Source organism: Albidovulum sp., assembly GCF_041919395.1.
GTDB lineage: Bacteria > Pseudomonadota > Alphaproteobacteria > Rhodobacterales > Rhodobacteraceae > Albidovulum.
The window spans coordinates 1-19,604 of the sequence record NZ_JAYRTX010000065.1 but is presented as its reverse complement, the minus strand read 5'-3'; the positions used below and the strand labels follow the sequence as shown (position 1 = coordinate 19,604).

19 protein-coding genes and 1 pseudogene are annotated in these 19,604 nt (G+C 68.1%); 9 read left to right on the top strand and 11 right to left on the bottom strand.

The features are described 5' to 3' along the window. The 3 genes from ACMUOO_RS11665 to glyS all read left to right on the top strand — a co-directional run. The coding region (locus ACMUOO_RS11665) for a glycine--tRNA ligase subunit alpha (RefSeq protein WP_413855320.1) at positions 1 to 216 on the top strand (216 nt) is incomplete at its 5' end. Next, positions 213 to 686 carry a DUF6446 family protein gene (locus ACMUOO_RS11660; RefSeq protein WP_413855318.1) on the top strand — a complete coding sequence of 158 codons (474 nt, stop codon included), beginning with the start codon at positions 213 to 215 and terminating at the stop codon, positions 684 to 686. The genes ACMUOO_RS11665 and ACMUOO_RS11660, both read left to right, overlap by 4 nt. After that, positions 687 to 2,924 carry a glycine--tRNA ligase subunit beta gene (gene glyS, locus ACMUOO_RS11655; protein WP_413855316.1) on the top strand — a complete coding sequence of 746 codons (2,238 nt, stop codon included), beginning with the start codon at positions 687 to 689 and terminating at the stop codon, positions 2,922 to 2,924. A 20-nt stretch (positions 2,925 to 2,944) separates the two neighbouring features. Here glyS and ACMUOO_RS11650 read toward each other — a convergent pair whose 3' ends face one another. Both ACMUOO_RS11650 and ACMUOO_RS11645 read right to left on the bottom strand, forming a co-directional pair. Further along, positions 2,945 to 3,334, bottom strand: coding sequence for an SgcJ/EcaC family oxidoreductase (locus ACMUOO_RS11650; protein ID WP_301917561.1), 390 nt, complete (start codon positions 3,332 to 3,334; stop codon positions 2,945 to 2,947). Beyond that, positions 3,331 to 4,707, bottom strand: a complete 1,377-nt coding sequence (locus tag ACMUOO_RS11645) for an FAD-binding oxidoreductase (RefSeq protein WP_301917560.1) — start codon at positions 4,705 to 4,707, stop codon at positions 3,331 to 3,333. Before ACMUOO_RS11645 ends, ACMUOO_RS11650 begins: the two co-directional genes overlap by 4 nt. A 169-nt stretch (positions 4,708 to 4,876) precedes the next feature. Here ACMUOO_RS11645 and ACMUOO_RS11640 point away from each other — a divergent pair, with 169 nt between their 5' ends. Further along, positions 4,877 to 6,481 carry a chloride channel protein gene (locus ACMUOO_RS11640; RefSeq protein WP_301917559.1) on the top strand — a complete coding sequence of 535 codons (1,605 nt, stop codon included), beginning with the start codon at positions 4,877 to 4,879 and terminating at the stop codon, positions 6,479 to 6,481. A gap of 40 nt (positions 6,482 to 6,521) precedes the next feature. Here the strand turns inward: ACMUOO_RS11640 and ACMUOO_RS11635 are convergent, their stop codons facing one another. The 3 genes from ACMUOO_RS11635 to ACMUOO_RS11625 all read right to left on the bottom strand — a co-directional run bounded on the left by ACMUOO_RS11635 (position 6,522) and on the right by ACMUOO_RS11625 (position 9,496). Further along, positions 6,522 to 6,863 carry a DUF427 domain-containing protein gene (locus tag ACMUOO_RS11635; RefSeq protein WP_301917558.1) on the bottom strand — a complete coding sequence of 114 codons (342 nt, stop codon included), beginning with the start codon at positions 6,861 to 6,863 and terminating at the stop codon, positions 6,522 to 6,524. A 58-nt stretch (positions 6,864 to 6,921) separates the two neighbouring features. Next, complete coding sequence (locus ACMUOO_RS11630) at positions 6,922 to 8,733, bottom strand: aminopeptidase P family protein (RefSeq protein WP_301917557.1); 1,812 nt, start codon at positions 8,731 to 8,733, stop codon at positions 6,922 to 6,924. Positions 8,734 to 8,863: 130 nt separating this feature from the next. Continuing rightward, a complete protein-coding gene (locus ACMUOO_RS11625) occupies positions 8,864 to 9,496 on the bottom strand; it encodes a hypothetical protein (RefSeq protein WP_301917556.1) in 633 nt (210 codons plus the stop codon). Between the two features lie 234 nt (positions 9,497 to 9,730). Here ACMUOO_RS11625 and ACMUOO_RS11620 point away from each other — a divergent pair, with 234 nt between their 5' ends. Continuing rightward, a complete protein-coding gene (locus tag ACMUOO_RS11620) occupies positions 9,731 to 10,324 on the top strand; it encodes a TetR/AcrR family transcriptional regulator (RefSeq protein WP_413855312.1) in 594 nt (197 codons plus the stop codon). 6 nt (positions 10,325 to 10,330) lie between these two features. On the opposite strand, the gene cobT is transcribed toward ACMUOO_RS11620, so the two are convergent. Genes cobT through cobS form a run of 3 tightly spaced genes read right to left on the bottom strand, consistent with a single transcriptional unit; the run spans position 10,331 to position 13,895 of the window. After that, entirely contained in the window at positions 10,331 to 12,202 is a 1,872-nt protein-coding gene (cobT, locus tag ACMUOO_RS11615; RefSeq protein ID WP_413855310.1) for a cobaltochelatase subunit CobT, read from the bottom strand. Then, positions 12,199 to 12,921 (bottom strand): aspartate/glutamate racemase family protein, encoded by a 723-nt coding sequence (locus tag ACMUOO_RS11610; protein WP_301917382.1) that lies wholly within the window; start codon positions 12,919 to 12,921, stop codon positions 12,199 to 12,201. Before ACMUOO_RS11610 ends, cobT begins: the two co-directional genes overlap by 4 nt. After that, complete coding sequence (gene cobS / locus ACMUOO_RS11605) at positions 12,921 to 13,895, bottom strand: cobaltochelatase subunit CobS (RefSeq protein ID WP_413855308.1); 975 nt, start codon at positions 13,893 to 13,895, stop codon at positions 12,921 to 12,923. Before cobS ends, ACMUOO_RS11610 begins: the two co-directional genes overlap by 1 nt. Before the next feature lie 228 nt (positions 13,896 to 14,123). Between cobS and msrB the strand changes: the two genes are divergently transcribed. Then, a complete protein-coding gene (msrB, locus tag ACMUOO_RS11600) occupies positions 14,124 to 14,594 on the top strand; it encodes a peptide-methionine (R)-S-oxide reductase MsrB (RefSeq protein WP_413855306.1) in 471 nt (156 codons plus the stop codon). Between the two features lie 261 nt (positions 14,595 to 14,855). Continuing rightward, on the top strand, positions 14,856 to 16,121 hold the full coding sequence (locus tag ACMUOO_RS11595) for a cytochrome-c peroxidase (RefSeq protein ID WP_301917385.1): 1,266 nt from the start codon (positions 14,856 to 14,858) through the stop codon (positions 16,119 to 16,121). Between the two features lie 33 nt (positions 16,122 to 16,154). Here the strand turns inward: ACMUOO_RS11595 and ACMUOO_RS11590 are convergent, their stop codons facing one another. Beyond that, positions 16,155 to 16,781 carry a DnaJ domain-containing protein gene (locus ACMUOO_RS11590; RefSeq protein WP_301917386.1) on the bottom strand — a complete coding sequence of 209 codons (627 nt, stop codon included), beginning with the start codon at positions 16,779 to 16,781 and terminating at the stop codon, positions 16,155 to 16,157. An 86-nt stretch (positions 16,782 to 16,867) separates the two neighbouring features. Here ACMUOO_RS11590 and ACMUOO_RS11585 point away from each other — a divergent pair, with 86 nt between their 5' ends. Further along, positions 16,868 to 17,125 carry a BolA family protein gene (locus ACMUOO_RS11585; RefSeq protein ID WP_301917387.1) on the top strand — a complete coding sequence of 86 codons (258 nt, stop codon included), beginning with the start codon at positions 16,868 to 16,870 and terminating at the stop codon, positions 17,123 to 17,125. Here ACMUOO_RS11585 and ACMUOO_RS11580 read toward each other — a convergent pair. Continuing rightward, entirely contained in the window at positions 17,122 to 17,529 is a 408-nt protein-coding gene (locus tag ACMUOO_RS11580) for a DUF4177 domain-containing protein (RefSeq protein WP_301917388.1), read from the bottom strand. The two genes, ACMUOO_RS11585 and ACMUOO_RS11580, sit on opposite strands and share 4 nt — an antisense overlap. A gap of 112 nt (positions 17,530 to 17,641) precedes the next feature. Continuing rightward, the gene (gatB, locus tag ACMUOO_RS11575; RefSeq protein WP_301917389.1) at positions 17,642 to 19,159 is read right to left on the bottom strand and encodes an Asp-tRNA(Asn)/Glu-tRNA(Gln) amidotransferase subunit GatB; all 1,518 of its coding nucleotides are present in this window, start codon (positions 19,157 to 19,159) and stop codon (positions 17,642 to 17,644) included. 216 nt (positions 19,160 to 19,375) lie between these two features. Between gatB and ACMUOO_RS11570 the strand changes: the two are divergent. Further along, positions 19,376 to 19,604, top strand: a pseudogene (locus tag ACMUOO_RS11570) (lytic transglycosylase); the annotation flags it as partial.

Genomic DNA, 19,604 nt, shown 5'->3' with positions numbered 1-19,604 from the left:
GCCCCGGCCGAGGACAAGGCGGGGCGCAGGATCGTCATGGCGCATCCGGCCTACGACCAGTGCATCAAGGCGAGCCATCTCTTCAACCTGCTCGACGCGCGCGGCGTGATCTCGGTGACCGAACGGCAGGCCTATATCGGCCGCGTCCGCGGGCTGGCGAAGCAATGCGCCGATGCCTTCGTGGCGACCGAGGCCGGTGGCGGGGTGGCTTCGTGAATGGCAAGCTCGTCGCGGGGTTCATCGTGCTGACCGCACTCGTCGCCGGCGCGGCGATCTACTACCTGCAGGAATATGCCTATTACCGGACGGTGGAGCCGGCCTCGGCCGAGGCGGTCATCCGTCTGACCGACCTTTCGGGCGCGGTGGAGCCGATGCTGGCGGAGGGGTTCGAGGGGATCGACGCGGACAGCTCGCCCCTGCGCTTCCGCGGCTGTTTCCGCACCCCGATGACGCTCGCGATGTTGAGCGAAACCTACGTTGCCTACGAAACGCCCACGCCGCTGATCGGGCCGAACTGGTTTTCCTGCTTCGATGCCAAGGCTCTGGGCGCCGATCTTGAGACGGGAACGGCGCTCGCCTTCCTGTCCGAGAAGAACATTCACCCCGGCGTGGACCGGGTCGTCGCCGTCTACCCCGACGGCCGGGCCTTTGCCTGGCATCAGCCGAACGAAACGCTGGAGAAGTGAATGCCCGATCTTCTGATTGAACTCTTCTCCGAGGAAATCCCGGCGCGGATGCAGGGACGGGCGCGGGAGGACCTGAAGCGGCTCGTCACCGACGGGCTCGTCGAGGCGGGGCTGACCTATTCCGGGGCGCACGCGCTTTCGACCCCACGCCGGCTCACGCTGGCACTGGAGGGGTTGACGGCCGAAAGCAGGCCCGTGCGCGAGGAACGCAAGGGCCCCGCCGTGGGCGCGCCCGACGCCGCGGTGCAGGGCTTCCTCCGTTCGACCGGGATGATGCTGGAGCAGCTCGAGGTGCGCGAGGGGGCCAAGGGCAAGACCTGGTTCGCCGTGATCGAGCGGCCGGGGCGGAGCGCGAGGGCGATCGTGGCCGAGGTGCTTGAGGCGACGATCCGCAATTTTCCCTGGCCGAAGTCGATGCGCTGGGGGGCGGGGAGCCTGCGCTGGGTGCGGCCCCTGCATTCGATCCTCTGTGTGCTGAGCGACGAGCACGGGGCCGAGGTGGTGCCGCTCGACGTGGACGGCATCCGCGCGGGCAACGTCACGCGCGGCCACCGTTTCCTCGCGCCGGATGCGTTTTCCGTAACCGGGTTCGAGGATTACGCGGCGAAGCTGAAGCGCGCCTTCGTCATGCTCGACCCGGCCGAGCGCGCCGAGCACATCTGGCACGACGCCCAGAATGCCGCCTTCGCCGCCGGGCTTGAGGTGGTCGAGGACAAGGGCCTGCTGGCCGAGGTCGCGGGGCTTGTCGAATGGCCCGTGGTGCTGCTGGGCCGGATCGGCGCGGAGTTTCTCGGCCTGCCGCCCGAGGTGCTGCAGACCTCGATGCGCGAACATCAGAAGTTCTTCTCGGCCAGGAACCCGAAGACCGGCCGGATCGAGGGCTTCGTGACCGTGGCGAACACCGAGGCGGCCGACCACGGTGCGACGATCCTCAAGGGCAACCAGAAGGTGCTCTCGGCGCGGCTCTCGGATGCCAAGTTCTTCTGGGAGAACGACCTGCGGACGGTTGCTCAGGAGGGGATGGAGGGCATGGCCGAGGGGCTGGCCAATGTGACCTTCCACAACAAGCTCGGGAGCCAGAAGGACCGCATCGACCGGATCGAGGCGCTTGCTCGCGAGATCGCGCCGCTGGTCGGCGCCAAGCCCGACCTTGCCGCCGAAGCCGCGCGGATCGCCAAGGCCGACCTGCAATCCGCGATGGTGGGTGAGTTCCCGGAGCTTCAGGGCACGATGGGGGTCTATTACGCCCGCGCCGCCGGCCTGCCCGACGCCGTGGCCAATGCCTGCAAGGCGCATTACCAGCCGCTCGGCCCCTCCGACGACGTGCCGACCGAGCCGGTTTCGGTCGTCGTCGCGCTCGCCGACAAGATCGACACGCTGACCGGGTTCTGGGCGATCGACGAGAAGCCGACCGGGAGCAAGGACCCGTTCGCGCTGAGACGGGCGGCGTTGGGGGTGATTAGGTTGGTGTTGGGGAATGCCATCCGTCTTGCGTTGATGGATGACGTATTAATCCCCGCCAATTCAAGCTTCGCAGAACTCCCGTTGCTTGAGAACACCAACCGGCAGATCGACAAGCTGAACGATCTAATCGACGCGGGGTTTCCGCAGCAAGCAGCCGACCGGGCATACGCGGCAATCGGAAGAGCGCACGAGAAAGCTAAGCAGCGTTCGCTGACAGATGACGAGATTGAGCGTTCGCTTCTTCGCCTTGCCGACCTCCTCGCCTTCTTCCACGACCGCCTCAAGGTCCATCTCCGCGATCAGGGCATCCGCCACGATGTCATCGACGCCTGCCTCGCCATGCCGGGGAACGACGACCTCACCCTCCTCGTCAAACGCGCCGAGGCGCTCGCGGCCTTCCTCAAGACCGATGACGGCGAGAACCTCCTCCAGGGCTTCAAGCGCGCCAACAACATCCTGACCCAGGCCGAGGAAAAGGACGGCGTCGAATACTCCTTCGGCGCCGACCCGAAATTCGCCGAGGACGAGACCGAACGCACACTCTTCGCCGCGCTCGACGCCGCCGAATCCGCCATCGCCCCGGCGATGCAGGCCGAGGACTTCGCCGCCGCCATGTCGGCGATGGCCGCGCTCCGCGCGCCCATCGACGCCTTCTTCGAGGCGGTGCAGGTGAATACCGACAATCAGGTCGTCCGCCGCAACCGGCTGAACCTGCTCAGCCGCATCCGCACGATCTGCCTTTCCGTAGCGGACCTGACGAAGCTGGAGGGCTGAGGCGCACTGCCCTTCGCGCTCTATCCTTCGGCCGTGAACTGCGCCGCCGCGACCTGCCAGCCTTCCGGTCCCTCGACCAGCACCGCCGCGAGGATCGCGCCGACGCGCCCCGCGTCCGTCCCGTCGGCATTGAGGATCCCCGAGAGCACGTAGCGCTGCATCACGTGCGCGACGCCGGGCGCCAGCGTCCGCGCCTTCGTCCGCCCCGTCACCAGCTTCGCCCGTGCGAAGGCACCGGCCATCTCGCCCGCCACCGCCTCCGCGATCGCCTTCCGGCCCTCGGCCCAATGCCCCGTCAGGGTGAGGAAGTCGGCGTCCCCGGCAAAGAGTGCGGCCATGGCGCGGGCATCGCGCGCCGCCCAGGCGTCGGCGAAGGCGCGGGCGAAGAGCGCGGGGTCGGGCAGGGTCACTGGTTCACCTCCACGACCTTGCCGGGGTTGAGGATGCCATCGGGGTCGAGCGCGCGCTTGATCCGCGCCATGACCTCCCAGGCGTCGCCATGCTCCAGCGCCATCAGGTCCTTCTTGCCCATGCCCACGCCATGTTCCCCGGTGATGGTGCCGCCGAGCCGCAGCGCGCGTTCGGCCATGCGGCGGGCGAACGCCTTGGCGGTCTTCAGTTCGGCCGCGTTGCCGCGCTCGATCAGGAGGACGGCGTGGAAATTGCCGTCGCCGACATGGCCGACGATCGGGCCCGGGATCCCCGACGCGGCGATGTCGGCGCGGGTCTCCCGCACCGCCTCTGCCAGCCGCGAGATCGGCACGCACATGTCGGTGACGAGTCCGATGGAGCCGGGACGGAAGGCGATGGAGGCGCGATAGGCGCCGTGGCGCATCCTCCACAGCGCGGTGCGGGCCTCGGGCGTGGTCGCCCAGTCGAAATGCCCGCCGCCCATCTCGGCCACGACCTCGCCGAAGCGGCGCGCGTCTTCCTCGACCGAGCTCTCCGAGCCGTGGAACTCGACCATGAGCTGCGGCTTTTCCGGCAGCGCCGTGCCGTTCGCCTTGTTGAAGATCGCGGCGGTGGTCTCGTCGACGAACTCGATCCGCGCCATGGGAATGCCCATCTGGATCGTGGCGATGACGGTCTGCACCGCCGCTTCGAAGTCGTCGAAGGCACAGACGGCGGCCGAGATCGCCTCGGGCTGGCCGTGAAGGCGGAGCGTCAGTTCGGTGATGATGCCGAGCGTGCCTTCCGAGCCGACGAAGAGGCCGGTCAGGTCGTACCCCGCCGAGGACTTCCTCGCGCCCGAGCCGGTGCGGATCACCCGGCCGTCGGCGAGGACGACCTCAAGCGCCATCACGTTGTCCCGCATCGTCCCGTAGCGGACCGCCGTGGTGCCCGAGGCGCGGGTGGCGGCCATGCCGCCGAGCGAGGCATTGGCTCCGGGGTCGACCGGGAACATGAGGCCCGTGGCGCGCAGTTCGGCATTGAGCGCCTCGCGGGTGACGCCCGGCTGGACCACGGCCTGCATGTCCTCGGCGCGGATGGCGAGCACCCGGTTCATCCGGCCGAGGTCGAGCGAGACGCCGCCCCGGATGGCGAGCGCATGGCCTTCGAGCGCGGTTCCGGTGCCCCAGGCCGTCACCGGGCAGCCGTGTCGCGCGCTGGTCGCGACGATCCGCGCGACCTCCTCCGTCGTCTCCGGATAGGCGACGGCGTCGGGCGGGGCTTCGGGAAACCAGGCCTCGCTCTGCCCGTGGGCGGCGCGTTCGGCCTTGGAGCGCGACAGGCGATCCCCTAAGAAGGAGGCGAGTTCGGCGAGCGCCGCGTCATGGGGCATTTCGGTCCTCGGGCTGGTGGCGCGGCGACCCTAGGCGAAGCGGGCAGCCCGGGGAAGCCCGGCAAGGTCACGTCCCGCGGAAATCTGCCGGGTGACGGAACGCGACGAGACCACAGACAGGCGCGCACCCTCCCCAAGCGCCGGACCGGATCGGAAGGAACCCTCGACGATGCGTTGGAGCGATCTGGGCGGGGTCCGTTTCTGGGCGATCGCGCTTGCCGTCGGGCTTGCGGCCGGGACGGCGGCCCTCGGGTTCCGTCTCGGCATCACGACCCTGCAAACCGTGCTCTACGGCACCGACGACATGATGCTCGCGACGGTCGCGGGCCGCCTGCCGTGGTGGTGGGTGCTTGCCATTCCGATCCTCGGCGGACTGGTCGTCGGCCTGATTCTCGACCGCTTCACCCCCGATGCGCGGGTGCGCGCCGTTGCCGACGTGATCGGGGGCGCGGCGCTCGATCGCGGGCGCGTCGAGGGCCGGGCGGGGCTCGCTTCGGCCGCCGCCTCGCTGATCACGCTCGGCTCGGGCGGGTCGTCGGGGCGCGAGGGCCCGGTAGTCCACCTTGCCGCCATCATCTCGTCCTGGGTGTCCGACCGGATCGGCGCTGACGGCATCACCGGGCGCGACCTTCTGGGCTGCGCGGTGGCAGCGGCAGTCTCGGCCAGCTTCAACGCGCCCATTGCCGGAGCGATCTTCGCGCAAGAGGTGGTCCTGCGCCATTTCGCCCTGCGGTCCTTCGCGCCCATCGCCATCGCATCGGTCGCAGGGACGGTCATCAACCGTCTGCATTACGGCGACATCACGGAGTTCCACCTGCGGGACGGGGGCGGTCTGTCCTTCTACGGCGAACTCCCGGCCTTTCTCCTGCTCGGAACTATTTCCGGCCTCGTCGCCGTCGCGCTGATGCGCGCGGTCCTCCGCGCGGACGACCTGGGAGACCGGATCCAGAGTGCGACTGGCATTCCGCGCTGGCTGCGGCCGACGCTGGCCGGGGCGCTCCTGGGCGCGATCGCCATTCCCTTCCCCCACATCATCGGCGTCGGCTACGAGACCACCTCGGCCGCACTGACGGGACGCATCGGGCTTGGCGCCGCCATCGTCTACACGGTGGTCAAGATCATCGCCGTCGCGATCACGATGGGTGGCCGGATGGGCGGCGGCATGTTCTCGCCCGCGCTCGTCGTCGGCTCCCTCACCGGGCTCGCATTCGGGATAATCGCCACCGGTTTCGCACCTGCGGTCTCCGGTGGAGCGACGATCTACGCGCTCGCCGGCATGGGTGCGGTGGCCGCCGCCGTTTTCGGCGCGCCGATCTCGACGACGCTCATCGTCTTCGAACTGACAGGCGACTGGGAAACCGGCATTGCCGTCATGACGGCCGTTTCGATCTCGACCGCGCTTGCCTCGCGGCTGGTGGAACGGTCCTTCTTCCTCACGCAGCTCGCGCGGCGGGGCATCCAGCTTGCCGCGGGGCCGCAGGTCTACCTCGGCACGACGATCCGGCTCGCAGAGATTCTGCGGTCCATGGAACATCCCGCCGCCGCGCCAGAGGATGCCTGCCGGGCCATGATGGAGAGGGGCCTCGTTCTCGGCGAGGTCCAGGTGCTGGAAACGGCGCTGAGGTTGTTCGAGGAAACCGGCGCCGATTTCATTCCGGTCACGCGGCCGGGCGACGGCGGGGCGCCCGTGCTCGCGGGCGCCGTATTCCAGACCGACGTGCTCAGAGCCTACGCACGCGCGCTTGCCGAGACGGCGGCCGAGGAACACCGCTGACACGCAGCGGCGCGGCGCGGGGGACGCACGACGGACGGTTTCAGATCCGTTCGAGCGTCACCTTGTCGGCGTAGAACGCGATGTGGCCGGTCAGTGCCCCCGCGCCGTTGGCGGGCGTTTCGTAGCTCCAGGCGACATCGGGGACCGGACCGCTTTTCGTCACCAGCGTGAAATAGCGCGCCTCGCCCTTGTGGGGGCAGGCAGTGCGGGTGCGGCTTTCGTCGAGGAGCGCCATGGCGATGTCCTCGCGCGGGATGTAGAGGACAGGAGGATAGCCGCCCTCCGTCACTTCCAGGGCGCGCGAGGTCTCGCCGATCACCGCGCCGCCGGCGCGGATGACCCAGGCCCCCTCTGCGGGGTGAATCTCGAGGCGGGTCGGCATCGTTTCTTTCCTTCTGCTCGGTTCGGCAAGTATCGCCGCGGAAGGCAAAGGGAATGTGTCAGACGGGCGCCGTCGCCGCCGCGAGCCAGGCGCGCGCTGCGTCGGAAACGCGCGGACCGATCCGCGCCGAGACTTCGGCGTGGTAGGCGTCGAGCCAGCCGCGTTCGGCCGGGGTCAGCGCCGCGGCGTCGATCAGCCGGCGGTCGATCGGCGCCCAGGTCAGGTTGCGGAACCGCAGCATCTGCCGGTGCGTATCGCCGCCGGGCAGGGGCGGCGCCTCCTCCACGAGGATGAGGTTCTCGATCCTTATGCCGAAGGCGCCTTCACGGTAGTAGCCGGGCTCGTTCGAGAGGATCATGCCCGGCTCGAAGGGCACGTCGCCGGTGCGCGACAGCCGCTGCGGCCCTTCGTGGACGGAAAGGTAGCAGCCGACGCCATGGCCGGTGCCGTGGTCGTAATCCTGCCCGGCGAGCCAGAGCGCCTGGCGGGCGATGCTGTCGAGATGCGCCCCCGCGATCCCCTTCGGCCACCTCAGCTGCGAGATGGCGATCATCCCCTGAAGCACGCGGGTGAAGGCAGCCCTCGCGTCGGGGTCCACCGTGTCGCCCACGGCAACCGTGCGGGTGATGTCGGTGGTGCCGTCGAGGTACTGGCCGCCCGAGTCGATCACGACGACCTCGCCGGGACGGAGCGGCCGGTTCGTCGCGCGCGTCACGCGGTAGTGGATCACCGCGCCGTTGGGTCCGGTGCCGCAGATCGTCTCGAAGCTGATCTCCTGAAGCGCGTTCGTCGCGCGGCGGAAACCTTCGAGCCGCTGCACCACGTCGATCTCCGTCAGTCCGCCCTTCGGCGCCTCGGCGTCGAGCCAGGCGAGGAACTCGACCATCGCCGCGCCGTCCCTGAGATGTGCGGCTTCCATCCCCGCGATCTCGGCGGGGTTCTTCGTCGCTTTCGGCAGGAGGCAGGGGTCAGGCGCCGCCTGGACGGCGATGCCCGCCTCTTCGAGTTCGCGCGCGACGGCGAGAGGAGCGGTGCGGTCGTCCACCCGGACGGGACCCTTGAGGGTCCGGAGCGCCGGGACGAAGGCGGTGGGGGGACGGAGGGTGACGTCGGGGCCGAGGTGGTCGCGCACCGCGTCCGAAAGCTTTTCGGGCGCGATGAAGAGCGTCACCTGTCCGCTGTGGCGCAGGACTGCGAAGGCCTGCACGACGGGATTCCGCTCGATGTCGCTGCCGCGGATGTTGAGAAGCCACGAGATCGAGTCGGGCAACGTCAGCACCGCCGCCGACTGGCCTGTCTTCGCCAATTCGGCACCGATCCGCACGCGCTTGTCGGCCGCCGTTTCGCCCGCGAATTCCAGGGGCTGGATGCGCACGGGACCGAGCGGCGGAGCGGGGCGGTCGGTCCATATGCGGTCTACCGGGTTCGCGGCGGGGCAAAGCTCCACCCCGCTGCCGTCGAGCGCGGAGCGAAGGTCAGCGATCTCCTTCGCGGTGTGGAGCCAGGGATCGAATCCGACGCGCCCGCCCTGCGGCATTTCGCGGCGGAGCCATTCGGCGGGCTTCGTCTCGGGCCAGTTCACCGGCGTGAAGGCCGCAAGATCCACCTCCGCCTTCACCTGCGTGCGATAGCGCCCGTCCACGAAGACGCCGGCGAGCCCGGGCAGAACGATGGCGAAACCGGCCGATCCGGTGAAGCCGGTGAGCCACCCGAGCCGACGGTCGGCGGACGCCACGTATTCGCCCTGATGGGCATCGGCGCGCGGCACGATGAACCCGTCGAGCCCCATGCGGGCCAGTTCCTCCCTGAGCGCCGCGAGCCGCGGCGGCCCCTGATCCGGGCGGGAGGTGGTCTCGAAGCTCTGGAACATGCCGGGTCTCGCCTTTTCCGGCGGCCGGAAACGCCGCCGCCCGACCGGTTTAGCCGAGCAAGACCACGCAGGTAAACGGATTTCCGGGGACGGGGCCCGCGCCACCCCGACGGACGGCGCGGGCCGGCGGTCAGTTCGACGCGTGGTCGGCATGTCCCTGGTGGTGTGCGCAGGTGGCCATCGGGTTGAACGGGGCGAAGACCCCGTTGGGATTGTCGCGGTGCACCCAGACGTGGCGGTCGTAATGCGGCGCGAAGTTGTGCGCCTCGTCGAGCGCCGTCGAGGGGTCGTCCTCCATCCGGTCGTATGGGACGCCGTGGAAGCGCGGCGGCTCGGTATTGCCCGCAGCCTCCCACGCGGCCTTGAAGACGAGGTTCTCCACCCCGATGAGCGCGAGCGACCCGTCCTCCTGCGGTTCGTAGAGCAGGACGGCCGGCTGGCGGAAGTCGGTGTGGGTTCCGTTGCCGTCGACGCGCGGATTGGGCGGTGCCGAGATGCCGAGAAGGTCGGGGCGGAAATAGTGGATGCCCATCGCGCCCTCCGCCTCCGGCCGGCCCATCATCGTCGCGACCTCGCAATGGTCGCCGGGGTCGCGGATGTAGCCCTCGGCAAGGGCCACGTTCACGTCGGCGAAGCGAAGCGTGGCCTCGCGCACCTCCTGAAGCGTGGGTTCGCCGGGTGCGGGGGTGGCGGTCTCTCCGGCCTGGGCCGGGAAGATGGCGAAGGCGGCAACGGTCGCGGTGATCATAACGGTATTTTTCATGTGCATTTTCAATCTCCTATGAAATAGAGGACAGTCTGACCGGTAACGAGCAAGCAATCGGAAAAACGCGGGATGGCGGGTCGTCGGGACGGCTCCGCCGGGGCACGGCAACACGAAAAAATTTGGAACCGGTCCTGCAAATCACACCGCGCCCGAGGCGTGTTCAAATTGGTTGCGCGCTCATGTGCATTCAAATGTCACTGGTTGTCAATATTGAATGCACATGATAGTGTAATGAATATGAAGCGGACCTATGCATTGGGAAAACGCGCCGAGCAGCAGGCGCAGACCCGCCAGCGCATCGTCGAGGCGGCGGTTGACCTTCACGGCACGGTCGGCCCCGCCCAGACGACGGTGACGATGATCGCCGAGCGGGCAGGGGTGCAGCGGCACACGTTCTACAAGCACTTCCCGGACGAGCGCAGCCTGTTGATGGCCTGTTCCGGCCTGGCGGCCGAGCGTGATCCGATGCCCGAGGCCGAGCCCTGGCGCGCGATCGAGGACCGCGAGGAACGGCTCCGGACCGCGCTTTCGGAGGTCTATGCCTGGTACGGGCGCAACGCCGGGCTCATGTCTTGCGTCACGCGAGATGCGCAGAGCCACGCGCCGACGCGCGAGATTGTCGAGCTGCGGCGGGGGCCGGTGGTCGCCGCCTATGCGGAGGTGCTGGGGGGCAACTGCGGCCCGCTCGGCCTCGCCGCGCTGCGGCTGGCCCTGAGCTTTCCGGGCTGGAGCACTCTCGTCGGCGAAGCCGGGCTGTCGCAGGAGGACGCCGTGAAGGTCATGGTCCGCGCAGTGCTCGCGGCCGAAGGCCCACCGGCAGCGTGACGGCCCTCAGCCGGCCTTGCGGAGGCCGAGGAACCGCGCCCTTGCCCGCGGATCGCTGTCGAAGAGACTGGCGAGCTGTTCCGTCATCGCGCCCGCGAGCTGTTCGACATCGGTGATCGTCACTGCCCGCTGGTAGTAGCGCGTCACGTCATGGCCGATGCCGATGGCGATGAGTTCCACGGCCTTGCGGCGCTCCACCATGGCGATCACGTCGCGGAGGTGCTTTTCGAGGAAGTTCGCGGGGTTGACCGACAGGGTGGAATCGTCGACCGGCGCGCCGTCCGAGATGACCATCAGGATCTTGCGCTGCTCGGGCCGGCCGAGCATCCGCCGGTGCGCCCATTCCAGCGCCTCGCCGTCGATGTTCTCCTTCAGGAGCCCCTCCTTCATCATCAGCCCAAGGTTCGGCCGCGTCCGCCGCCAGGGCGCGTCGGCCGACTTGTAGATGATGTGGCGAAGGTCGTTCAGCCGTCCGGGCTGTTGCGGCCGCCCGGCGGCGAGCCATTTCTCGCGGCTCTGCCCGCCCTTCCAGGCCCGCGTGGTGAAGCCGAGGATCTCCGCCTTCACCTGGCAGCGTTCGAGCGTGCGGGCGAGGACGTCGGCGCAGATCGCGGCGATGGAGATCGGCCGGCCGCGCATCGAGCCGGAGTTGTCGAGGAGGAGCGTCACTACGGTATCGCGGAACTCCATGTCCTTTTCGACCTTGAAGGACAGCGGTGTGGTCGGGTTTGCGACGACGCGGGCAAGCCGGCCGGCATCGAGGATGCCTTCCTCGCGGTCGAATTCCCACGAACGGTTCTGCTGCGCCTGAAGGCGGCGCTGAAGCTTGTTGGCAAGCCGGCTGACCGCGCCCTTCAGGGGTTCGAGCTGCTGGTCGAGATAGGCGCGCAGGCGCTCGAGCTCCGCCGGTTCGGCCAGATCCTCGGCCTTGATCTCCTCATCGAAATCCGTGGCATAGACGGTATAGTTCGGGTCGGCGTCGGAATGCGGCGGGGGCGGGGGCGGCTCCAGCGGGGCCTCTCCCTCGGGCATCTCGGACTCCTCGCCCTCCTCCATGTCGGCCAGTTCGTCCATCGACACCTCGGCCTGCGAGGTGTCGTCCTGCTCCTCCTGCGACTGCTCGGGGGAGGCATCGGCATCCTCCGACTGCTCCTCGCCTTCCTCGCTGTCGGGGCTTTCCTCTTCCTGCTCGGAGGCGGCGTCGTCGCCCTCGCTCTCGTCCTCCAAGTCCGGGTCGTCGCCGAGCTGGTCGCCGTAGCCGAGGTCCCTGATGACCTGCCGGGCGAGGCGGGCGAACGCGGCCTGGTCGGCAAGCACATCCTTCACGTGATCGAACGTGCCGCCCGCCTGTTGCTCCATGAAGGGCTGCCAGAGGTCCATCACGTTCTGGGCGCCGGCCGGCAGCCTGCGGCCGGTCGCGAGGTGTCGCACGAGATAGCCGGCGGCCTGCGCCAGGGGCGCGTCCTGCGCCTGGCGAATCTGGCCGTAGCCGCGCCGGTCGGCCTCGGCCCCGATCTTGGCGTCGATGTTGCCGAGCGTGCCGGGCATGTCGCGGGCGCCCACGGCCTCGCAGCGCGCCGTCTCCATCGCCTCGTAGAGGTCGCGCGCCATCTGGCCCTGCGGCATGTACTTCGCGGCGACCTTCGCATTGTGGTAACGGTGGCGCAGCGCGAAGGCATCGGCCGTGCCGCGCGCGATCAGCACCTCGTCGCGAGTCATCCGGCGGCTGACCTGCGGCAGGCGCATCGTCTCGCCCGCCATGCCCGGCGGGTCGACGGAATAGGTGACCGTCAGCTCGGGGTCGTCGGCCATGGTCTTGGTGGCCTCGGCGAGCGCCTTCTTGAACGGATCCGCGGGGTTGTCGGAAAGTTTGGTCATGTCCTGGCCGCCACTTCTTCAAGTCTCCTGCGCCCGGTCGCAAGGTCCGCAAGGACCGCGACATGGACGTCGAGCGCATCGATCACCTTATACCCCGGGTCCGGGCCGTCAAAGGCAAGGCCGAGGTCGGTGCCGCCCAGCACGATCGCCTCGGCGCCCGACTCCTCAACCATCCGCCGGCCCGCGTCGCGGAAGAGCGCGCGCTGCTCGGGTGTGCAGTGCCCCGCCACGGCCATCTCCTGATAGGCCTGGCCGATAACCTCGATCTCGTCCTCGAGCGCCACGGCCTCGGTGCGGGCAAGCTGGCCGTAGAGCTTCGTCCGCATCACCACCCGCGTGCCGAGAAGCCCGATACGCCCGATGCCTTCCCGGACGAAGAAATCGTCGAGCGGCGCAACCGCCGAAACGAGGGGGAGGGAGGAGAGGGCCGCCGTCTCGGCAAAGCAGAAATGCCCGCCGAGCGAGGTGATCGCCGCGCAGTCGCAGCCCGCCGCCTTCAGCCGGTCGATCAGCGGCGCATACTCCGCCGCCTGTTCGGCACGCCGGTCGGCAAGGTTGTTGCGGATCAGCACGTTGATGTCGGGCGTGTGGGCGATGGTGAGGTCCATCGCACCCCCCCGCCGCGCCACCTCGGCCGTAAGCCGCTGGTAGTAGACCACCGTCGCCGCAACGCCGATCCCGCCGATCAGGCCGATATGAAGGCCAGCGGCGTGCGTCATCACCTGATGCTCTGGCTCGCCGCGCTTTCGGGGAGTTCCTCGTCAAAGCAGCGCTGGTAGAACTCGGCCACGGTCTGCCGCTCGAGCTCGTCGCACTTGTTGAGGAAGGTGAGCCGGAAGGCATAGCCGATGTTGCGGAAGATCTCGGCGTTCTGGGCCCAGTTGATGACGGTCCGGGGGCTCATCACGGTGGAGAGGTCGCCGTTCATGAAGGCGGTCCGTGTCAGGTCGGCGACGGTCACCATCTGGCTGATGTGCTTGCGGCCCTTCTCGGTGTTGTAATGCGGGTTCTTGGCCAGGACGATCGCGGTTTCGGCGTCATGGGAAAGGTAGTTCAGCGTCGCCACAAGGCTCCAGCGGTCCATCTGCGCCTGGTTGATCTGCTGGACGCCGTGGTAAAGCCCGGTGGTGTCGCCAAGGCCCACGGTGTTCGATGTGGCGAAGAGCCGGAACGAGGGGTGCGGCGTGATGATCTCGTTCTGGTCGAGAAGCGTCAGCTTGCCGTCATGCTCCAGGACGCGCTGGATCACGAACATCACGTCGGCGCGGCCGGCGTCGTATTCGTCGAAGACGATGGCGACGGGATTGCGGAGCGCCCAGGGCAGGATGCCCTCGTGGAACTCGGTCACCTGCTTGCCGTCCCTGAGCTTGATCGCGTCCTTGCCGATGAGGTCGATCCGGCTGATATGGCTGTCGAGGTTCACCCGCACGCAGGGCCATTTGAGATTTGCGGCGACCTGCTCGATATGCGTCGATTTGCCGGTGCCGTGATAGCCCTGGATCATCACCCGGCGGTTGTAGGCGAAGCCCGCGAGGATGGCGAGCGTGGTGTCCGGGTCGAACTTGTAGGTCGGATCGATATCAGGCACGCGGTCGCCGCGCTCGGCGAAGCCCTTCACCTTCATCTCGGTGTCGATGCCAAAGACCTCGCGCACGGAGATCTCTTCGGTGGGTCTAGCCTGCTGGTCCAACATTCCGTCCGCCTTGACTCAGGGCCGGGCTGGGCCCGGCAGGAAGTTCTCGATTGATGGATCATATCGGCGGGGCGTGCAAGGGCAGCGGGCGACCCCGGGGCGCGCGTTTTCGACGCCGCGCCGCGCGCGGGGCGCGGCGGAACGGGCCACCCCGCCACGCACGCAACTTTTACCGCCGGGCGCGCGAAACTCTGGCATCAAGCACGACAGGCAACGGGGAGGACCGCCATGATATCGCGCCGCAAACTGATGAGCGCCGCTGCCAGCCTCGCCACGCTGGCCGCCGCCGGGCGGGCAGGTGCAGCCGAACCCTTCGAGATCGTCCGGACGGAGGCGGAATGGCGGGCGCTCCTGACTCCGGCGCAATTCGCCGTCCTGCGCGAAGCGGACACCGAGCGGCCGTTCACGAGCCCCCTCAACGAGGAAAAGCGCGCCGGTACCTTCTTCTGCGCCGGCTGTGACCTGCCGCTTTTCGCCTCCGATGCGAAGTACGACAGCGGCACCGGCTGGCCGTCCTTCTGGAAGCCGCTGCCGGGCGCGGTCGGGACCAAGGGCGACTGGAGCCTCCTCGGCCGTCGGACCGAGGTCCACTGCCGCCGTTGCGGCGGCCATCTCGGGCATGTCTTCGATGACGGGCCGGCGCCGACCGGCAAGCGCTACTGCATGAACGGGCTGGCGCTGGTCTTCCGCCCGAGCTGACTTCGCTTCCCCACTTGCCGGGGCCTTGACGGCCGCGACCGCGCGGAGGCTTGCGGCGCGCGGAAAGAATATCAATTACAAACAATGCGTTGCATTTGATCGCAGTGGTTTTCATGCCATGGCGAGTTTGTCTGCGATTTTGGTTTGTGCGGAGCTTGTCCGCGGGCCTCTGGTCGCGACGCGATGCGATCTAATTGTTGACTTAATCTGTCGTGTTTGATTTTATCCCCGACAGTTTAACTCGGGAAATGGGGTTCAGGTATGAAACATGTGTGGATGGCCACCGGGCTATTGCCCTTGCTGGCCATGCCGTCGCTCGCGGCCGAGCTTTCGCCAATCGAACAGCTGGGAAAGTCGCTTTTCTTCGACACCAACCTGTCGGTCAACCGCAACCAGGCCTGCGCCTCCTGCCATGACCCGGATACGGGATTCACCAGCCCCTTCGACGAGTTCAACGCCGCCGGCGCGGTTGTCCAAGGGTCGGTTGCGGGCCGCTTCGGCAATCGCAAGCCGCCCTCCGCAGCCTATGCGACCTTTTCGCCGATCCTGCATCACATCGACGATGACGGTGTGACCATTGTCGGCGGCGCCTTCCTCGACGGGCGCGCGACGGGCAAGAAGCTCGGTTCGGTCACGGCCGACCAGGCGCAGGGGCCGTTCCTCAATCCGGTCGAGATGGGACTGCCCCATGCGGCCTGCGTCGTGGCGCGGGTGCTGGATCCTGTCGACCCCTTCGCCTATCCAGTCGGCTACACCGATGTCTGGGGCGCCGACGCCGCCGTCGAAATCCCGGCCGAGATCACCGGCCTGTGCAACGATCCGGACGCGAAGATCGACATCGGCGACGAGGCGCTCGCCGCCAGGATCGACGGCGCCTTCGATCGCATCGCCATCTCCATCGCGACTTACGAGGCGACCGACGAGATGAACCCGTTCTCGTCGCGCTTCGACGCCTGGGTCGCCGGTACCGGCACCCTGAGCGAACAGGAACGGCGCGGCTTCGAGGTCTTCGAGGACGAGGACAAGGGCAATTGCGCCGCCTGCCACGTGCTGGCGCCGACGGGACGGGAACAGCGGGCCGTCTTCACCGACTGGACGTTCGACAATATCGGCGTGCCGCGCAACCGCGACAATCCGCAGGGGGCGGACTATGTCGATCCGGGCCTGGGGGAGTTCCTCAGGACGGACCCGGTCTACGCCGCCTACGCGGAGGACGTGATGGGCGCGCAGCAGGTGCCGACCCTGCGCAACCTCGACAAACGTCTCTCGCCGAACGCGCCGAAGGCCTACATGCACAACGGCTACTTCAAGACACTCGAAGGCGTCGTCCACTTCTACAACACCCGTGACGTGCTGCCACGCTGTGCCGATCCCTTGGCGTCGGAGGCCGAGGCATTGGCCGGAAACTGCTGGCCCGCGCCGGAGTTCGAGGCGACGATGAACAAGGACGAGCTTGGCGATCTGAAGCTCACCGCGGCCGAGGAAGCCGACCTTGTCGCCTTCCTGAAAACGCTCGACGACAGGTGAGGCATCTTGGTGGCGGAATCTGCCGCCGCCCGTTCACTCCCGGAAGTTCCGGCTGTCCTTGATCTGGTCCCAGGCCCAGACGACTTCCTGCAGCCGGTCTTCGTCGGACCGGTCGCCGCCGTTCATGTCGGGGTGGAGGTCCTTGACGAGGCTCTTGTACTGGCGCCGGATCTCCACCTTCGTCCAGCTGTCCTTCGCCTCGAGGATGTCGAGCGCGCGGCGTTCGGTCGGCGGCAGTTTCCGGCCGACCGCGCGGCCGGGGTTCTGCGTGGCGTTCGCGCCGAGAAGTTCCATCGGGTCCTCGATGCCGAGCCGCGACCAGGCGCGGTCCTCCACGGCCCTGCGGCCGAAGGGCTTGGTCTCGCGCCCCCAGAGCCGGTCCTTGTCGAGAAATTTCTGGAAGTCCTCGTCGGTCTGGCCCTGGAAGAAGTTCCATTTCAGATTGTATTCGCGCACATGGTCGCGGCAGAACCAGAAATATTCGTCGAGATGGTCGGGAGATTTCGGCGCGCGGTATTGGCCCGCCGCGGCGCAGCCGGCATGATCGCAGGCCCGCGTCGAGGTCTCGAAGGCGCCCGACATGCCGCGCTTGCCCTTCGCCCGCTTCTTCTTGTCGGACGCGGCGGATATGTCGAAACCGAAGGGGTCTGCTCTGCTCATGCTGTCGCCTCAGGCGTGGACTTTTTCGACTCGGGGGCCAGAGTGTAGGGGATTTTGGGGCGCTTTGAAGGGGCGGAGGTGAAAAAATGACGGTGACCGAGGAAATCCGCGCAAGGCTCACGGCAGTCTTCGCGCCAGCGGAACTGGAGGTCGTGGACGACAGCGAACGTCACCGCGGCCACGCCGGATACCGGGAGGGCGGCGAAAGCCACTTCCGCGTGACCATCCGCGCGCCTGCCTTCGCCGCGATGGGTCGGGTGGAGCGGCACCGTGCCGTTCATGCCGCGCTGGGGCCTGACCTCGTCGGGCGGATCCACGCGCTGTCTCTCGACATCGGCGGCTAGGCGTCCTGCCTGGCTTCGGGCAGCGCCGCGCCGAGTTTCGGGGCGGCGCCGCCGTTCTCGATCTGGACGGCCGGGGCTGCGCCGCCCGTCTCGATCTGGACCGCCGGGGCCTTGCCGGCGGGCGCGTCGGCCGTCAGCAGCCGGCGCGGAGCCTCGCTTTCGCCCGCGGCAGCGGTGGCGCGGCGGAACACCAGCACCGAATGATAGACCGTCGTCCGCTTCGTCAACCCGGTGCGCTCCTCGGATGGCAGCGTATCGGCACGGACATATTCCCATCCGTCGCGCGCCAGGTCGTTCATCACCGTGGCGAGCGTCTGCGCGAAGCGGTCGGCAGGCGTCTTGGCCCCGCGCACCTTCTCGCTGCGGGCGGGGGCGGGAACCACCTTGTACTCGTACGTCTGCATCTGAGCCTCGTCTGGCAGCGCGGGACCTGAGCCCCATAGCGGATGCGCTTCCGCCGGGCAAGGGCGGGGTGCCCGAAGGCCGGCGGGGGTGCGCTCGCGGCAGGCCGGCGCGTCAGAGGCCGAGTTTCTTGGCGACGAGCTCGTTCACCGCGGCCGGATTGGCCTTGCCGCCGGTCGCTTTCAGCACCTGGCCCACGAACCAGCCGGCGAGCTTGGGGTTCGCCTTGGCCTTCTCGACCTGCACGGGGTTCTGGGCGATGATCTCCTCCACTGCCGCCTCGATCGCGGAAAGGTCGGTGACCTGCTTCATCCCGTGCTTGGCGGCAACCTCTGCGGGCTCGGCGCCGCGCTCGGTCGTCCAGAGAAGCTCGAAAAGGTCCTTGGCCATCTTGCCGGAAATCTCGCCCGAGGCGACGAGGTCGAGCACACCGCCAAGCTGCGTGGCGGAGACGGGCGAGGTCTCCACCGTCAGCCCCTCCTTGTTGAGCCGGCCGAAAAGCTCGTTGATGACCCAGTTCGCCGCCTGCTTGCCGTCGCGGCCCCTCGCCACCGCCTCGAAGAAGGCGGCATTCTCGGCCTCGGCGGTCAGCACGCCCGCGTCATATTCGGTCATGCCGTAGTCGGCGACGAAGCGCGCGCGCTTGGCATCGGGCAGTTCCGGCATGGCGGCCGCGATGGCGTCCACCCATGCCTTTTCGATCTCCAGAGGCAGAAGGTCGGGGCAGGGGAAGTAGCGGTAGTCGTGCGCCTCTTCCTTCGAGCGCATCGACCGCGTCTCGCCCTTGTCGGGGTCGTAGAGGCGGGTCTCCTGCACGACCTTGCCGCCATCCTCGACGATGGCGATCTGGCGGCGCGCCTCGAATTCGATGGCGGCCTGGATGAAGCGCATCGAGTTCATGTTCTTGATCTCGCAGCGGGTTCCCAGAACCGAATGGTCGCCCGTCGCCTGGTATCTCTCATAGTCGCCCGGCCGGCAGATCGAGACGTTGACGTCGGCGCGCAGGTTGCCGTTCTGCATGTTGCCGTCGCAGGTGCCGAGGTAGCGCAGTATCTGGCGCAGCTTCGCTACATAGGCGGCGGCTTCCTCCGGCCCCCGCATGTCCGGGCGCGAGACGATCTCCATCAGCGCGACGCCGGTGCGGTTGAGATCGACGAAGGACATCATGGGGTCGAGGTCGTGGATCGACTTGCCCGCGTCCTGTTCCAGATGGATCCGCTCGATCCTGACGCGGCGCGCGATCCCCGGCGCCATCACCACGAGGATTTCGCCCTCGCCCACGATCGGGTGGTAGAGCTGGCTGATCTGGTAGCCCTGCGGCAGGTCGGGGTAGAAGTAGTTCTTGCGGTCGAAGGCGGATCGCAGGTTGATCGCCGCCCTCAGGCCAAGCCCCGTGCGCACCGCCTGTTCCACGCAGAACTCGTTGATGACAGGCAGCATTCCCGGCATCGCCGCATCGACGAAGGCGACGTTGGAATTCGGCTCCGCCCCGAATTCGGTGGAGGCACCGGAGAAAAGCTTGGCCCTGGACGCGACCTGGGCATGGACCTCGAGGCCGATCACCAGTTCCCAGTCCGCTTTCGCGCCGGTGATCACCTTCGGTTTCGGGGCTTCGTAGGCGAGGTCGAGCATGGGGCGTCCTTCCATATCCGGACCGCTTTCTACGGGAGCGAGGCGGTCGAGACAAGCAGGCCGGGCCGGCGCGGGCGCGCGAAATCATGCGCAGCCGGGCGCGCGGCGGTGGCGGGGTTCCGCCGATACGAAAATCCGCCGGTTGCCTTCTGGGCGTGTTTTGCCCGAGGGTCACGCCGCCGGCACGGGGCGCCGGTGTCACCCAAGGCCAGACCGATGGCGTTTTCGCGTTTCCGCTTCGCCGGGATATTCCTTCTGCTGTTGCCCTCGGCCTGTGTGGAGGCCACGCAGCCGGAGGTGGGTCAGGCCGCGTTCCTGCCCGTCATGCGCTGGGACCATCGGCCCGAGGCGGAGGAATGGACGGCGGCGACCCTCAAGGCGCTGACGGCGGAGGGCGCGGTGCTCGCCTCGACGGTGCCGGCGGACGTGGACCAGTTCTGCCCCA

Coding starts and splice junctions, on each gene's coding strand:
- glyS (WP_413855316.1), top strand. CDS start 687: ATGCCCGATCTTCTGATTGAACTCTTCTCCGAGGAAATCCCGGCGCGG.
- ACMUOO_RS11645 (WP_301917560.1), bottom strand. CDS start 4,707: ATGCCCCATGACGCGGCGCTCGCCGAACTCGCCTCCTTCTTAGGGGAT.
- ACMUOO_RS11640 (WP_301917559.1), top strand. CDS start 4,877: ATGCGTTGGAGCGATCTGGGCGGGGTCCGTTTCTGGGCGATCGCGCTT.
- ACMUOO_RS11635 (WP_301917558.1), bottom strand. CDS start 6,863: ATGCCGACCCGCCTCGAGATTCACCCCGCAGAGGGGGCCTGGGTCATC.
- ACMUOO_RS11630 (WP_301917557.1), bottom strand. CDS start 8,733: ATGTTCCAGAGCTTCGAGACCACCTCCCGCCCGGATCAGGGGCCGCCG.
- ACMUOO_RS11625 (WP_301917556.1), bottom strand. CDS start 9,496: ATGAAAAATACCGTTATGATCACCGCGACCGTTGCCGCCTTCGCCATC.
- ACMUOO_RS11620 (WP_413855312.1), top strand. CDS start 9,731: ATGAATATGAAGCGGACCTATGCATTGGGAAAACGCGCCGAGCAGCAG.
- cobT (WP_413855310.1), bottom strand. CDS start 12,202: ATGACCAAACTTTCCGACAACCCCGCGGATCCGTTCAAGAAGGCGCTC.
- ACMUOO_RS11610 (WP_301917382.1), bottom strand. CDS start 12,921: ATGACGCACGCCGCTGGCCTTCATATCGGCCTGATCGGCGGGATCGGC.
- cobS (WP_413855308.1), bottom strand. CDS start 13,895: ATGTTGGACCAGCAGGCTAGACCCACCGAAGAGATCTCCGTGCGCGAG.
- msrB (WP_413855306.1), top strand. CDS start 14,124: ATGATATCGCGCCGCAAACTGATGAGCGCCGCTGCCAGCCTCGCCACG.
- ACMUOO_RS11595 (WP_301917385.1), top strand. CDS start 14,856: ATGAAACATGTGTGGATGGCCACCGGGCTATTGCCCTTGCTGGCCATG.
- ACMUOO_RS11590 (WP_301917386.1), bottom strand. CDS start 16,781: ATGAGCAGAGCAGACCCCTTCGGTTTCGACATATCCGCCGCGTCCGAC.
- ACMUOO_RS11585 (WP_301917387.1), top strand. CDS start 16,868: ATGACGGTGACCGAGGAAATCCGCGCAAGGCTCACGGCAGTCTTCGCG.
- ACMUOO_RS11580 (WP_301917388.1), bottom strand. CDS start 17,529: ATGCAGACGTACGAGTACAAGGTGGTTCCCGCCCCCGCCCGCAGCGAG.
- gatB (WP_301917389.1), bottom strand. CDS start 19,159: ATGCTCGACCTCGCCTACGAAGCCCCGAAACCGAAGGTGATCACCGGC.